Origin of the sequence: Cupriavidus basilensis, from assembly GCF_008801925.2 — a bacterium.
In the GTDB taxonomy this organism is placed as follows: Bacteria; Pseudomonadota; Gammaproteobacteria; order Burkholderiales; family Burkholderiaceae; genus Cupriavidus; species Cupriavidus basilensis.
Map to the genome: position 1 here is coordinate 2,231,487 of NZ_CP062804.1, position 14,589 is coordinate 2,246,075.

Sequence of the window (14,589 nt, forward strand, 5' to 3'; positions counted from 1 at the left end):
ACTCTGGTCTGGCGTGGATCCGACGTGGATCTGGCGTGGATCCGATGTTGGTATTACTTGGCGAACAGCGAAGCGATATTGGCGAAGGCCTTGAGCTCCAGCGCATTGCCCGACGGGTCGAGGAAGAACATCGTGGCCTGCTCGCCTACCTCGCCCTTGAAGCGGATATGCGGCTCGATGATGAACGACAGGTTGGCGGCCTTGAGCCTGTCGGCGGCGACATGCCACTGGTCCATCGGCAGCACCACGCCAAAGTGGCGCACCGGCACGGCATCGCCGTCCACGGCGCTGGTATGGCGGTGGCCCGCTTCTTCCGGCGCCAGGTGGGCCACGATCTGGTGGCCGTAGAAGTTGAAGTCCACCCAGTCCGGCGCGCTGCGCCCTTCGGGGCAGCCCAGCAGGTCGCCGTAGAACTCGCGCGCGGCGGCGATGCTGTGGACGGGGAAGGCAAGGTGGAACGGGGCGAGGACGGGAGTGATTTCGCTCATGGCGCTTGGGGATCGATGTGTCGTGTGTGGGTCGGGTCTTGGCCCACCGCCGGCAACGCGCCGGCCGGTGAACCAATGAGGGAAAGTCTAGGCATGGCAACCAATTAAAAAAAGCGATATATTTTTGACCTTAGCTACACGAAAATTGATGAATCGATCATGCTGCGCGAATTCAAGACCTTTATCGCCGTAGCCCGGCACGGCACCTTTGCCAGCGCGGGCGCGCGCATCGGGCTCACCCAGTCGGCGGTCAGCGCGCAGATCCACCGCCTCGAGCAAGAGCTTGGCTTCGCCCTGTTCGACCGCACGGGCCGCTCGGCGCGGCTGAATGCCGCCGGCCGGGAAACCCTGGCGCTGGCCGAGGAACTGATGGCGCTCTACGCGCGCATCGGCGAGCACGGCGGCGCCACGGAGCGCAGCGGCATGGTGCGGGTGGGCTCGATCGCCTCGGCCCAGGTGTCGTTCCTGATCGACGCCATGGCTGCCTTCCGGGCCGAGCTGCCCGGGTGCAGGATCCGTGTAGTGCCGGGCGTGTCCCTGAACCTGCTTGGCCAGGTGGATGCGGGCGAGATCGATATCGCGGTGATGATCCGGCCGCCCTTTGCGCTGCCGTCGGAGCTGGAGTGGCGCACGCTGGTCATGGAGCCGTTCGTGCTGCTGGCGCCGGCCGCGATGGCAGGCCAGGCGTGGAGCGACGCGCTGGAATCCGCGCCTTTCATCCGCTATGACCGCAGCTCGTTCGGTGGCCGGCTGGTCGACCAGTTCCTGCGACAGTCGCGGCTGGCGGTACAGGACGCCATCGAGCTGGACGAACTGCAGGGCATCGTGCAACTGGTGGCGCGCGGCCTTGGCGTGGCGCTGATTCCGCAAACGGCGGCGCAAGGCCCGTGGCCGCACGGCGTGACAGCCTTGCCGCTTGGCGACGATACCTTTCACCGCGAGATCGGCCTGGTGGAGCGGCCGCGCCATAGCCGTCAGCCGGTGGCAAGCCGGCTCGCCGAGTACATCAGCGAGGCCGCATCGGGCTACAAGGTGTAGGCCGACGCACATCCCGCCCGCCGCCTTGCACGACGTCGCCACCCTCCAGCGCGGCCCGTGGCCGCCTGACACGCAAGGCGCAAGGTTGACCCCTCGTCAGGGGGATATGGGTTGCACCCGCATCCCGGCGTAATCTCTGCTCATGGTTGGCACGCTGAATCCACCCGAAGCGGCATGATGATGTCTCGCCCGGGTCATGCAGGCTTGCCTTATAAAAACATAGAGGTACCAGGGAATGCATAACGAAAGCGACGCAAAGTCGCGTAGCGCCAATGGGGTCAATGCGCGCAACGCTGGTGGATTCACTGCCAGATTCATCCGGCCACAAGTGCGTGAGATGGTGATGGAGGTATCCGCGCGCCTCTGTGTCGCCCTGCTGCTGAGCCTGTTCGCCTATAGCGCCTACGCGCAGTGGCGCCTGGCGCCCGAGCGCATCACCTTGCTGCTGCTCGTGGTTGCCACGGTGCTGACCGTCGGCTTGTCGCTGTTCTCGCGCATCCCCGAAAAACGCGACATGCGCCCCTTGAGCTTTGTGCTGTCGATTGGCGGCAGCTTCTATTACCTCGGGATCGAGCTCGACCCCGGCGTTCGCCTTGTCCCCGAGACTGTCGGCGCCACGCTGGAAATCACCGGCATCCTGTTCCAGCTATTCGCCAAGCTATCGCTGCGCGGCTCCTTCGGCATCCTGCCCGCCAATCGCGGCGTGGTGTCGCGCGGCGCGTACCGGCTCGTGCGCCATCCCATCTATCTCAGCTATCTGGTGACAGACCTTGGCTTCCTGCTGGCCAACTTCGGCTGGCGCAATGCACTGCTCTACGGTGGCCTTTATGCCTTGCAAACCGGCCGTGTGTTCAGGGAAGAACAACTGCTGGGCCAGGATCCCGCCTATCGCGCGTATCAGGCCAATGTGCGATATCGCGTCATTCCTGGCGTGTTTTAAACAGCGCGCCGTCAACGCTCCAACCCAATCCCCTACTGCAGCACGAGGCCCTGCTCCCGCACCGCTTGCGAATCCAGCCCGATCTGCACCTTGAATTCCCCTGGCTCGGCGGCGTACTCCAGCCTGGCGTTGAAGAACTTCAACTTGTCCTCGTCAATGGCAAAACGCACCACGCGCTCTTCGCCTGCCTTGAGCATGAGCTTGTGGAAGTCCTTCAGCTCCTTCACCGGCCGCACCACGGAAGCGGCAACGTCCTGGATATAGAGCTGGACCACGGTTTCGCCATCGCGCTGCCCGGTGTTCTTCACCGTCACGCTCGCCTCGATACGGCCACCGCGTGGCATGGTGGGGCTCGACAGCGAGATGCCGGACACGTTGAAATCCGTATAGCTCAGTCCGTACCCGAACGGGTACAGCGGGCCGGACGTTTCCTCGAAGTATTGCGAGGTGTAGTTTGCTGGCTGGCCCGGCACGAACGGGCGCCCGATACGCAGCTGGTTGTAGTAGGTGGGGATCTGCCCGAGCGAGCGCGGGAAGGAAACGGGCAGCTTGCCCGAAGGGCTGTAGTCGCCAAACAGCACGTCGGCAATGGCATGGCCGCCTTCGGTGCCGGCGTACCAGGTCTCGAGCACGGCGTCGGCGTTGTCCTTCACCCAGTTGATGGTGAGCGGGCGGCCGTTCATCAGCACCACCACCATCGGCTTGCCGGTGGTCTTGAGCGCCTTGAGCAGGGTCTCCTGGCTGCCCGGCAGCGACAAGCTGGTGCGACTCGAGGCTTCGTGCGACATGCCGCGCGACTCGCCCACGGCCACCACGATCACGTCGGCGCCGCGCGCTGCCGCCACGGCTTCGGCAATCATGTCCCCCGGGGCGCGCTTGTCCTGGACAATCTCGGGCTTGTCCCAGTTCATGAAGTTCAGGTACCCGACCACGCCAGCGTCATCGGTCACGTTCGCGCCGCGGGCATAGACCACGCGGCCATTACCGCCGAGCGCGTCGCGCACGCCTCGCAGCAGCGTCACCGTCTGCGAGGATTTGCCGGCAGCCGACCAGCTCCCCATGGTGTCGATGGGCGCATCGGCCAGCGGCCCGACGACCGCGACCGTGCCGGACTTCTTCAGCGGCAGCGTGCGCTCGCGGTTCTCGAGCAGCACCAGCGACTTGCGCGCGGCGGCGCGTGCGGCCTCCCGATGCAGGCGGCTCGGTGCGTCGACGTCCGCCGGGTCCTGTTCGGCGGTGCCGATGCGCTTGAAGGGGTCCTGGAACAGTCCCAGGTCGTACTTGGCGCCCAGTATCTCGCGCACCGCGTCGTCAATGACGCGCATGGGCACTTCGCCGGATTTCACCAGTTCGGGCAGGTGATCCCGGTAGGCGGAGTCGTGCATGCTCATGTCGACGCCGGCCATGATGGCGAGCTTGGCGGACTCGCGCGCATCCTTGGCCACGCCATGCTTGGTCAGCTCGTCGATGGCCCCGTGGTCGCTCACGGTGATGCCCTTGAAGCCCCAGCTCTTGCGCAGCAGGTCCCGCAGCAACCATGTGTTGGATGTGGCCGGCACGCCGTTGATCGAGTTCAGCGCGATCATGACGCCGCCGGCGCCGGCATCGACGCCGGCGCGGTACGGCGGCAGGTAGTCCTGGTACATGCGCAGCGGGCTCATGTCGACCGTGTTGTAGTCGCGCCCGCCTTCCACCGCGCCGTACAGCGCGAAGTGCTTGACCACCGCCATCACGCTATCTGCGTTGGCCAGGGAGGTGCCCTGAAAGCCCCGGACGCTGGCCTGCGCGCACAGCGAGACCAGGTACGGATCCTCGCCAAACCCTTCCGACGTGCGCCCCCAGCGCGGATCGCGCGAGATGTCGACCATCGGCGCGAAGGTCATGTCCAGGCCGTCCGCGCTGGCCTCGATGGCCGAGACGCGCGCGCTCTGCGCCACGGTCTCCATGTCCCAGCTCGATGCCAGGCCCAGGCTGATCGGGAAGATGGTGCGCTGCCCGTGCACCACATCGTAGGCGAAGAAGATGGGGATCTTCAGGCGGCTGCGCTCCACCGCCGCTTGCTGCATCGGCCGGTTGTCCTTGCGCGTCACCGAGTTGAACGTGCCGCCTACCCGGCCCGCCGCGATCTCCTTGAGCAACTGGGGCTGGGGCATGTCCTCGCCGATGCTGATCAGGCGCAATTGCCCGATCTTCTCCTCCAGCGTCATCCGTCCGATGAGATCGGCGACGAAGGCATTCTTGTCGCCGGCGGCAGCCGGCGCGGTGCCGGCAAGAACCGGCGAACAAACCAGGCTGGCCGACAGGGCCAGCGCAGAGAGCATTCTCATCTGAGCGTGATCCAGGTGGCGCGACAAGGTAGCTGCCCCGCAGGTGGTGCGCGTTTGCTGCCTGCCTGACAGGCACGCGAAGCGAAATGCGCTATCGTTTATCTTTCTGCACTGCGAGCGCAGTTTACCGCCACTACACTATCTGCTGCCGCAGCATGTGACGCGGCAGCCTTGCTTAACCTGTTTTTCTGGAGAGATTCGTGGTTCTTGCCGCCTTCGCCGCGTCGATTCGTAACAAGATGCAAATCGCCTTGCCAACGCTGCTGGCCGCAGGGGCGCTGCTGGCGGGCAGCCAGGCCAGCGCGTTCTCCCTGGACGACGTAGTGCCCCGCGCCAAGACCCTGGCCGACAAGCCTTATGCCGCGCCGGTCAGCAACCTGCCTCCGGTGTTCAGCCAGATGCAGTTTGCCGACTACATCAAGATCCAGCCCCGGCGCGACAACCTGGAGTGGAAGGACCAGGGCACGCCGTTCCGCCTGGGCTTCTACCACCAGGGCATGCAGTTCGGCAGCCCGGTTCGCATCAACGAGATCGTGGGCGGCGCGGTCCATGAGATCAGGTACGATCCCGCGCGCTTCGACTTCGGCGACCTGAAGCTGGACAAGTCCGCGACCGGCAACCTCGGCTATGCCGGCTTCCGGGTGCTCTACCCGATCAACCGGGCCGACAAGCTCGACGAGATCATGAGCGTGCTGGGGGCCAGCTACTTCAGGGTCATCGGCAAGAACCAGGTTTATGGCCTGTCCAGCCGCGGCCTGGCCATCGATACCGGGCTGCCCGTCGCAGAGGAGTTTCCGGCCTTCCGCGAGTTCTGGATCGAGCGGCCCGCCCCCCAGGACAAGCACCTGGTGTTCTATGCGCTGCTCGATTCCCAGCGTGCCACCGGCGCCTACCGCTTCGATCTCTATCCCGGCGAGGACGCGGTCCTCAAGGTGCAGGCGCGCATTTTCCTGCGCGGCCCCGTCGCCAAGCTCGGCGTGGCGCCGCTGACCAGCATGTTCCTGTTCGGGCCGAACCAGCAGCGCGACCAGTACAACTTCCGCCCCGCCCTGCACGACTCCAACGGCCTTGCCATCCATACCGGCAGCGGCGAATGGCTGTGGCGCCCGCTGAACAATCCGCGCAACCTCGCCATCAGCACCTTCCAGGTCACCAACCCCAAGGGCTTCGGCCTGCTCCAGCGGGGCCGCGAGTTTTCCTCGTATGAAGACCTGAAGGACCGTTATGACCTGCGGCCAAGCGCCTGGATCGAGCCCCAGGGCGACTGGGGCAAGGGCAAGGTCGAACTGGTGGAAATCCCCACGCCCGACGAGACCAACGACAACATCGTCGCGTTCTGGACGCCGGACCAGTTGCCGCCCAAGGGCCAGCCCTTGAAGGCGGACTACACGATGCACTGGACCCTTGACGAGCGCGCCCTGATGGACAAAGACCTGGCCTCGGTCAAGCAGACGCTGCGCTCAGCGGGAGAAATCACGCAGGCCAACCTGATCCGCCACCTGGATGGCAGCACCGGCATCGTGGTCGACTTCGAAGGCCCCGTGCTGGCGAGCCTCCCCCCGGGCACGCAGGTCGGCGCGCAGGTCAGCGTGAACAGCAACGCCGAGATCATCGACAGGGTGGTGGAACCCAATCCCGTCATCAAGGGCTGGCGGCTGAACCTGCGGATCAAGGTCAAGGATCCGAAGCAGGTGGTGGAAATGCGCGCGGCGCTGGTGTCCGGCGACAAGACGCTGAGCGAGACGTGGAGCTACCAGATGCCGCCGTATTCGGTCGGCGGCAAATAGTCCTGGCAATACGACATACGACCGCCGGTTACGCCGCGCCCCGTCTTGCGCCTGGCGTACCGGCTCAGGCGAGCGCGCCGCGGGTCGCCGGCATCACGGCCTGCACCGACGCGGCAAAGCGCTCGACGATGCGGTCGATATCCTGCGCCGTGCAGATGAACGGCGGCGCAAAGAGCACGTGGTCGCCCCGCACGCCATCCACGGTGCCGCCCATCGGATAGATCAGCAGCCCGTTGTGCATGGCGGTGGACTTGAGCCGGGCATGCATCTTCAGGGCCGGGTCCAGTGTCGCCTTGGTCTCGCGGTCAGCCACGAACTCCACGCCGACAAAGAGGCCGCGGCCGCGGATGTCGCCAACGTTGGGGTGGTCGCCCAGCGTTTCGCGCAGCCGGGCGCGGAGTTGCTCGCCGCGCGCCAGCACGTTCTCCAGCAGACGGTCCTCGGCGATGGTGCGCTGCACGGCCAGTGCCGCCGCGCAAGCCGTGGCATGCCCGATATACGTATGCCCATGCTGGAAGAAGCCGCTGCCGCCCACCACCGCGTCATAGATGCGGCTGCTCGATAGCATTGCGCCGATCGGCTGATAGCCCGCGGCCAGGCCCTTGGCGATGGTCACGATATCGGGCACCACGCCATCCTCCTCGCACGCGAACAGGTAGCCGGTGCGGCCCATGCCGGACATGATTTCGTCGAGGATCAACAGCACGCCGTACTTGTCGCAGACGGCGCGAATGCGCCTGAGATAGTCCGCCACCGGCGGCACCGCGCCAGCGGTCGCGCCCACCACCGTCTCCGCCACGAACGCGGCGACGCTCTGCGGGCCAAGCTCGAGGATCTTGGCTTCGAGCTCGTCGGCCAGGCGCTGCGCGTACTGCTGGTCGGTTTCACCCGCTTCCTGGTCGCGGTAGGCGTAGCACGGCGCCACATGGTGCGCCGGCACCAGCAGGGGCAGGAACGGCTCGCGGCGCCATGCATTGCCGCCGATGGCCAGCGCCCCCAGCGTATTGCCGTGGTAGCTCTGGCGGCGCGCGATGAAGTGGCGGCGCTGCGTTTGCCCGATCTCCACGAAATACTGCCGCGCCAGCTTCAACGCGGCCTCGACCGCCTCCGAGCCGCCCGAGACAAAGTAGACGTGATTCAGATCGCCGGGCGCCGCTTGCGCCAAGGTGCGGGCCAGTTCTTCCGACACCTCGGTGGTGAAGAACGACGTATGTGCGTAAGCGAGCGAATCGACCTGCTGCTTGATCGCCTCGATCACCTTGGGATGCCCGTGGCCCAGGCAGGACACCGCGGCCCCGCCCGAAGCGTCGATATAGTGCTTGCCGTTGCTGTCGATGAGCTCGATGCCCTTGCCGGCGACTGCCACGGCAAGCGTCTGGCGGGGATTGCGGTGAAATACGTGGGTCATGATGTCTGGTGTGGAAACGAAATGTCGAATTAGGGACGTGGGCGGTGCGTCAGAACCTGACCGGGAAATGCCGGGATAACGTGTGTGTCTTCCCACACGCGCTGGCCATTGACCCAGACGCCGTGGATGCCTTCGCTGAGGCGGATCGGATCCTCGAAGGTGGCGCGGTCCTGCACCCGTTGCGCATCGAACAGGACCAGGTCGGCGAACTGGCCGGCCCGGACCAGCCCGCGGTCCGTGAGTCCGTATTGCTCGGCGGCAAGCCCGGACATCTTGTGAACGGCTTGCTCAAGCGTCATCAGCCCGGACTCGCGCACCATCCGCGCAAGGATGCGCGGGAACGTGCCCCACTGGCGCGGATGGGGGCGTGGGTCGAACGGCAGCCCGTCCGAGCCAAAGATGGTCAGGGGAAAGCTGGCGATGCGCTCGACGTCTGATTCATCCATGATGAAGTAGATGGCGGCGGCGGGCTTGAGCCGTTCCAGCAGGCCATGTTCGTCCAGCCCCAGCGTCTGCATGAGTTCCTGAAAATCCCGGCCGCCAGCTTCCGGGTAGCCTTTGGACCAGGTGATCATGGTGCGCGTGGATTGTCGTACGCGGTCCAGCCGGAGCATGGTCGAGGTTGCGGGATAGGGATGGCAGTCCAGGCATAGCGGCTGTAGCCTGGAGGCGTTCTCCAGGATGGCCAGGGTCTCCACGGAGCGGCCGTGATTGCGCTTGCCTGCCACTTTGTGATGCGAGAAGACGGTGCGGCAATCCAGCGCCCCGCCGATCCTGAGCGCCTCTTCGATCGCGGGCACGATATCGTCGGTCTCGTCGCGCAGGTGGGTGGAGTAGATGCCCCCGAATGCCCGCAGCGGCTCGCAGATCTGGATGATCTCCTGCTCCGTGGCGGCGGCGGCCGGCGGATAGAAGGTGCCAGTGGAGACGCCGAAGGCGCCTGCCTGCATGGCTTTTTCCACCTCCGCGCGCATGGCGGCCACTTCCTGCGCATTGGCCTCGCGGCTCACGTCCGGCATGGCTTTGACGCGCAGCGTGGAGTGGCCCAGCAACGGCACCACGTTCACGTTGGCCGGCTTGGCGCGCATGGCATCCAGCCAGTCGGCGAACTCGGCGAACCGGAACAGTTCCGCCGGCCCCAGCAGGTCCAGTGGCTGCGGCGGATCGCCGGTGACCAGCGGCGCCACGCTGATGCCGCAGTTGCCTGTCACCACCGTGGTGATGCCCTGCGAAACCTTGGGTTCCATCTCCGGATGCACCAGCAGGTAGCCGTCGTCGTGCGTATGGGAATCGATGAAGCCCGGCGCCAGGACGCGGCCCGCCGCGTCGATCACTGCCCTGGCCCGCATGCCGGCCAGGTCACCGACGGCAACGACCCGGCCGCCAGCGACGGCGACATCCGCGATCCGCCGCGGCGCGCCCGTGCCATCGACCAGCGTCGCGCGCCGAAACAGCAGATCTGCAATGCTGGCGGCCTCCATGGGTAATGCCGACATGACGTCTCTCCCCTGCTTACTGTGGTTCGATTCCCGCTTGTTTGACAACCTACGCCCACCTTCCGGCCTCCAGGCCTGCCGGGCCGCGAAGCTGGACCACGCCTGCCCGCCTGGGACTGCGAGCTTCGCCCTCAAGGCGGGATCGGCGCAATGAAGCGCTGCGGGCACCGGTGAAGTATAAGAAAGCGTGCCCGGTTATGCAACAATTGTTTCTTAATAAATAGATGAGATTCACTCGATTCACTCTGCGCCGCGCGACGCCGGAGGCACGCCCCGTGCGTCGGGTGACCAGTTGTGCAACAATCGTTACATCCGACAATCAGGACACCCCAATGCCTACCGAAGTCTCCACGCCGCCGCAGAGCCTGGATGAACTGCTCGTTCATCTCCGGGAGAACTTCGCCACGCTCAGTACGCAGTTCCAGGGCGGGGCGCGCTACCTGCTCGATCATCCGCAGGAGATTCCCATCCTGTCCATGCGCAAGATTGCCGCGAATGCAGGTGTCCAGCCGGCCACCCTGGTACGCCTGGCGCAGTTCCTTGGCTTCGAGGGCTGGCAGGGCCTGCGCGAGCTCTTTGTCGAGTCGATCCGCGGCGGCCCGCAGCCCTACGCCAAGCGTGCCAAGAAGCTGGTACGCGAGAGCGGGTCAAGCCGGATGCTCACGGAAATGCTCGACGCCCAGCACCGCAACCTGGACCTGACCGGGGCCAACAATGCCGAGTCGATGCCGCAAGCCGCCGAGCTGCTCAGCGCCGCGCCGAATGTGTATGTAGCGGGCTTTCGCTCGTGCTACCCCATCGCGTTCACCCTGCACTACGTGTACCGGCTGTTTCGCCCAACGGTGCACCTGATCCGTGGCGACGCGGGCACGCTCGAAATGGAGCTGCGCGCCCTGACGGCCAAGGATGCCGTGGTGGTCGTGAGCTTTGCGCCCTACTCGCAGGAAAGCATCCGCGTGGCCGATGCCGCGCGCGAGGCCGGCTGCCGCGTGGTGGCCCTGACCGACAGCACCGTGGCACCGATTGCCTTGCATGCCGATTGCACGCTGCTGTTCTCCATCGACAGCCCGTCGTTCTTTCCCTCCATCACGGCTGGCGTGGCGGTGGCGGAAGCCCTGGTCGAGCAGTTGCTGGCCAAGAAGGGCAAGGGCGCGATCAAGGCGCTCGAACTCGCCGAAGGCCAGTTGCACCAGACCGGCGCCTACGTCCCGGCCAGGCGGGGCTAGCAGGCCAGGCATGCGGCTAGGCGAGCTGGCCGCAGCCGGCCCGCGCATTGCGGCAAAGCCCTTGCGCTTCCAGGAACAACGCCACGTCCAGGCACCTTGTTTCCTGCCACGGCGGCGCGATTAGCTGTACGCCGAGGGGCAGGCCAGCCACGGCGCAAGGCGCGGCGACCACGGGCAGCCCCGCCAGCGAGACAGGGCGAGTCAGGTGGCCGGCATCTGCGCGCGGCACGTAGGTCCGCTTGCCGCCAGCGATCTGCTCCGCTCCGATCAGGGGTGCGGCGTATGGCGTGGTGCATGCCAGCAGCAGGTCAACCTCATCGAACAGTGCCTCCAGCTTCTCGCGCCACACGGCCTGGTAGGCCTTGGCCAACTGGTACCAGCCCTCGGGGATGGACAGGCCGGCCAGCATGCGCTGGCGCACAAAGGCGCTATAGCCAGGATGGCGCTCGGCGAAGCCGCGCTGCACATGGTTGCGCCCGACCTCAAACGCGGAAATGATCGACGCGGCGTCGCGCGCAAGATCGGCTTCCGGTAAATCGATCTTCCGTACAGCATCAAACGCCGAGGCAACGCGCAGCACGGCATCCTGGGCCTCGTCCTGCGCGAAATCGCCAAAGCCGGCTTGCAGAATCCCCACGCGCAGGCCCGTCATCGACACGCCGGCAGGCCGCACCGGCTCGCCGGGTCCGGGTTCGGCTGCGGACCCCAGCATCGCGCGGTATGCCATTGCCAGTCCGGTTGCATCCGAGGCCATCGGACCCACCGCGTCCAGGCTCTCGGCATACGGAAAGCACCCTTGCGCCGAAATGCGGCCCGTGGTCGGCCGCAGGCCCCAAATGCCGCAGAACGACGCCGGCGCGCGAATGGATCCGTTGGTATCGGACCCGATGCCAATCGGTGCGATCCCGGCTGCAATCGCCGCGGCGGTGCCCGCCGACGATCCGCCCGCGATCCTGGCCGGATCCAGCGGATTGCGCACCGGTCCGCCGATCACGTTCTCGCCGGTAGCGCCGCAGGCATACTCGTCCATCTGTGTCAGCGCCACCGGGATCGCGCCGGCCGCCATCAATGCTTGCACCGCGGCGGCGCTGCGGGTGGCGGGCGGCTCATTCGCCCGCGCTTGGGCGCCGGCAAGAGTCGCGTGGCCTTCCACGTCCAGCAGGTTCTTGACGACAAAAGGCACGCCAGCCAGGGCAAACGGGGCCTTGCCGGCGAGGCGGGCCGTGTCGCAGGCGCCCGCGCCGACAATGGCCTCCCGCGCCAGCAGCCGGGAGACACAGTTCAGCGGCGCCACCTGCGCCGCCCTGGCAAGGCTGGCCCGAACCACGTCTTGCGCGGAATGACTCCCGCCGCGGAGCTGCGCCGCGATGCCAGTGACGGACTGCAAATCAACCGCCATCGCCGCCCCCCACCCTGCTCCGCACCGGCCCGCTTGCCAAGGCATTGGCAAGCCCCTGCGCCATGCCCTCCATGCCCTGCACCAGCGCCACGACAGCCTCGATATCCTGCGCCGAAACCGGCGGCCGGACTTTGCCAATGGCCGTATCGACGGCAGCCCGCAGTTCCGCCTGCGTCATGCGTTGCGTCGCCATCTCACACCTGCCGGTCGGACATGAGCTCGCGCGGAATGGCGAGGATCAGCACCGCAGCAATCAGCATCATGGCCGCCAGTGCCAGCACCCCCAGCGAGATGCTGCCGGTGGACTGCTTGATGCCACCCATGAGCACGGGGCCGATCAAGCCAGCGAGGCTGGCGGCACTGTTGATCATGGCGATGCCGCCAGCGGCGGCCGTACCGGCCAGCACGCGGCCCGGCAGGCCCCAGAACATCGCCAGCGTCGCCATCAGGCCGGAGATGCCGATGGTCAGGAACACCATGGCCATGACGGTATTGTGCGCAAACAGCGTGCTGGCCCACATGGCGGCGGCCGCGACAAAGAGCGGGACGGCGGCATGCAGGCGCCGCTCGCCCACGCGCTGCGCATGCGCCGCGTTGCGGTTCATCACCACGCAGGCAACGCCATACGGGATTGCCGTCAGCAAGGCAATCTCGAGGGGAGACTGCATGCCCGTGGACTGGATGATGGTCGGGAGCCAGAACACCAGGCCATAGTTGCCGATATTGAACAGCAGGCAAATGCCCATCAGCATCCACAGCACCGGGGATTTGAGCGCGGCCACGAAGCTCGTGTTCTTGCGGGCGTTTTCCGTGGATAGCGTGGTGGTGATCGCCGCCGCTTCCGCCTTGGTCAGCCAGGGCGCGGCCTGAGGCGACTCCGGCAGCATCTTGAGCACGAGCAGGCCCAGCACGATCGCCGGCAACGCTTCGATCAGGAACATCCACTGCCAGCCCTGCAAGCCATGCAGGTCATGCGTGCCGGACATCAGCGCGCCAGAAATCGGCCCGCCCAGCACCATCCCCAGCGGCATCGCCAGGAACAGGATCGACATGATCTTCGACTGCCGGGCCGCCGGATACCATTTGTTCAGGTACATGACCGCGGCAGGGAAGAAGCCGGCTTCCGTCACGCCCAGCATGAAACGGGCGAAGTAGAACTCCGCTGGCGTGCTCACCAGCATGGTCGCGGCGGAAACCAGCCCCCACACGATCATGATGGCGGCCATGCTCTTGCGCATGCCCAGCCGATAGATCAGCAGGCTGCTGGGCACCTGGCAGAGCATGTAGCCCCAGAAGAAGATACCGGCCCCGACGCCGTACACCACGTCGCTCAGCCCCAGCGCCTGCTGCATCTGCAGCTTGGCAAAGCCAACATTCACCCGGTCCAGGTAGCTGAAGAAATAGCAAAGGACGATGAACGGCACGATGCGCCTGGTCACCTTGGCGAAGGCGGCGGCGTCCAGCCCGCTCTCAACGCGGGGCGCTTGCCCCGCATCACCCAGGGTGGCGGGGTTCTTGACAACGGTCATGCTGGTCTCCTCCTGGTACGAAATTACTCAAACGCTTCGTCGTTGGGCTGGTCGTAAGCTCTCTTGACCGCGGCGCTCATCGGGAACTCGAAATTGATGTTCTTAGGCGGCACCGGCTTGCTGAACCATTTGTCGTACAGGCCCTTGATCTCGCCGCTCTTCATCAGGCCGGTGATCACGCCGTCGACCAGCTTCTTGAACTCGGGATCGTCCTTGCGCATCATGAAGCCGTAGGCCTCGAACGACTGGGGCGTGCCAACCACTTCCCATTCCGCCGGGTTCGGCGCCAGCGTTTTCGCGCCCGACAGCAGCACGTCGTCCATCATGAAGGCGGAAACGCGGCCCGATTGCAGGATCAGGAACGACTCGCCGTAGTCCTTGGCGCTCTGGATCGTGATGTTGGCCTTCTTGTCGTCGTTGAGCTTGCGCAGGATCCGCTCGGACGTGGTGCCCGCGTTGGTGACCACGGCCTTGCCGCCAAGGTCCGGGAAGTCGTGCACCGGGCCGCCCTTCTTGACCAGCAAGCGCGTGCCGGCAACAAAGAAGGTGGTGGAGAACGCCACCTGCTGCTGGCGCGCTTTCAGGTTGGTGGTGACCCCGCACTCCAGGTCGACCGTGCCGTTCTGGACCAGGGATATGCGGTTCTGCGACGTGACCGGCACCATGCGCACATCAAGCTTGGCCAACCCCGCCTGCTTCTTGACCTCGGCCACCACCTTGTCGCAGATGTCCTGCGAGTAGCCGATCACCTTCTGGTTGCTGTCGTAGTAGGAAAACGGGATCGAGGTGGTGCGATGCCCGATCGTGATCGTTCCCGACGCCTTGATCCGGGTCAGCGTGGGGCTGGCAGCCACATCCGAGGCCTGGACCGCCCCCACGCCAAGCATCGCTCCCAGCATTGCCAATCCGAGGCAGGTGGCTTTCACAGCTTTCATTTATCGCTCCTTGTTT

The 14,589-nt window shown here is 65.8% G+C and carries 12 protein-coding genes; 4 read left to right on the forward strand and 8 right to left on the reverse strand.

The annotated features are described in order from the left end of the window. Positions 1–53: 53 nt before the first annotated feature. Positions 54–488, reverse strand: coding sequence for a VOC family protein (locus F7R26_RS30860; protein WP_150986184.1), 435 nt, complete (start codon positions 486–488; stop codon positions 54–56). Positions 489–647: 159 nt separating this feature from the next. On the opposite strand from F7R26_RS30860, the gene F7R26_RS30865 reads away from it, so the two are divergent. Continuing rightward, on the forward strand, positions 648–1,526 hold the full coding sequence (locus tag F7R26_RS30865; RefSeq protein WP_150986183.1) for a LysR family transcriptional regulator: 879 nt from the start codon (positions 648–650) through the stop codon (positions 1,524–1,526). Between the two features lie 235 nt (positions 1,527–1,761). After that, complete coding sequence (locus F7R26_RS30870; RefSeq protein ID WP_150986182.1) at positions 1,762–2,466, forward strand: methyltransferase family protein; 705 nt, start codon at positions 1,762–1,764, stop codon at positions 2,464–2,466. A 32-nt stretch (positions 2,467–2,498) separates the two neighbouring features. Here F7R26_RS30870 and bglX read toward each other — a convergent pair whose 3' ends face one another. Next, complete coding sequence (bglX, locus tag F7R26_RS30875; protein WP_150986212.1) at positions 2,499–4,787, reverse strand: beta-glucosidase BglX; 2,289 nt, start codon at positions 4,785–4,787, stop codon at positions 2,499–2,501. Between the two features lie 245 nt (positions 4,788–5,032). Here bglX and F7R26_RS30880 point away from each other — a divergent pair, with 245 nt between their 5' ends. Continuing rightward, positions 5,033–6,580 carry a glucan biosynthesis protein G gene (locus F7R26_RS30880; RefSeq protein WP_150986211.1) on the forward strand — a complete coding sequence of 516 codons (1,548 nt, stop codon included), beginning with the start codon at positions 5,033–5,035 and terminating at the stop codon, positions 6,578–6,580. Positions 6,581–6,644: 64 nt separating this feature from the next. Here the strand turns inward: F7R26_RS30880 and F7R26_RS30885 are convergent, their stop codons facing one another. Further along, positions 6,645–7,988: an aspartate aminotransferase family protein gene (locus F7R26_RS30885; RefSeq protein ID WP_150986181.1), complete on the reverse strand. Its 1,344-nt coding sequence runs from the start codon at positions 7,986–7,988 to the stop codon at positions 6,645–6,647. A 29-nt stretch (positions 7,989–8,017) separates the two neighbouring features. Beyond that, positions 8,018–9,484, reverse strand: a complete 1,467-nt coding sequence (locus F7R26_RS30890; RefSeq protein WP_150986180.1) for an N-acyl-D-amino-acid deacylase family protein — start codon at positions 9,482–9,484, stop codon at positions 8,018–8,020. Positions 9,485–9,816: 332 nt separating this feature from the next. Between F7R26_RS30890 and F7R26_RS30895 the strand changes: the two genes are divergently transcribed. After that, a complete protein-coding gene (locus tag F7R26_RS30895; RefSeq protein ID WP_150986179.1) occupies positions 9,817–10,710 on the forward strand; it encodes a MurR/RpiR family transcriptional regulator in 894 nt (297 codons plus the stop codon). 16 nt (positions 10,711–10,726) lie between these two features. Here the strand turns inward: F7R26_RS30895 and F7R26_RS30900 are convergent, their stop codons facing one another. From F7R26_RS30900 to F7R26_RS30915, 4 genes are read right to left on the reverse strand one after another with little or no spacing between them, the layout of a single operon-like run. Next, on the reverse strand, positions 10,727–12,109 hold the full coding sequence (locus F7R26_RS30900; protein ID WP_150986178.1) for an AtzE family amidohydrolase: 1,383 nt from the start codon (positions 12,107–12,109) through the stop codon (positions 10,727–10,729). Continuing rightward, on the reverse strand, positions 12,099–12,302 hold the full coding sequence (locus F7R26_RS30905; protein WP_150986177.1) for a hypothetical protein: 204 nt from the start codon (positions 12,300–12,302) through the stop codon (positions 12,099–12,101). Before F7R26_RS30905 ends, F7R26_RS30900 begins: the two co-directional genes overlap by 11 nt. A 1-nt stretch (position 12,303) precedes the next feature. Then, a complete protein-coding gene (locus F7R26_RS30910; RefSeq protein WP_150986176.1) occupies positions 12,304–13,638 on the reverse strand; it encodes an MFS transporter in 1,335 nt (444 codons plus the stop codon). A 23-nt stretch (positions 13,639–13,661) separates the two neighbouring features. Beyond that, entirely contained in the window at positions 13,662–14,573 is a 912-nt protein-coding gene (locus tag F7R26_RS30915; protein WP_150986175.1) for a glutamate/aspartate ABC transporter substrate-binding protein, read from the reverse strand. Between the last annotated feature and the right edge of the window lie 16 nt (positions 14,574–14,589).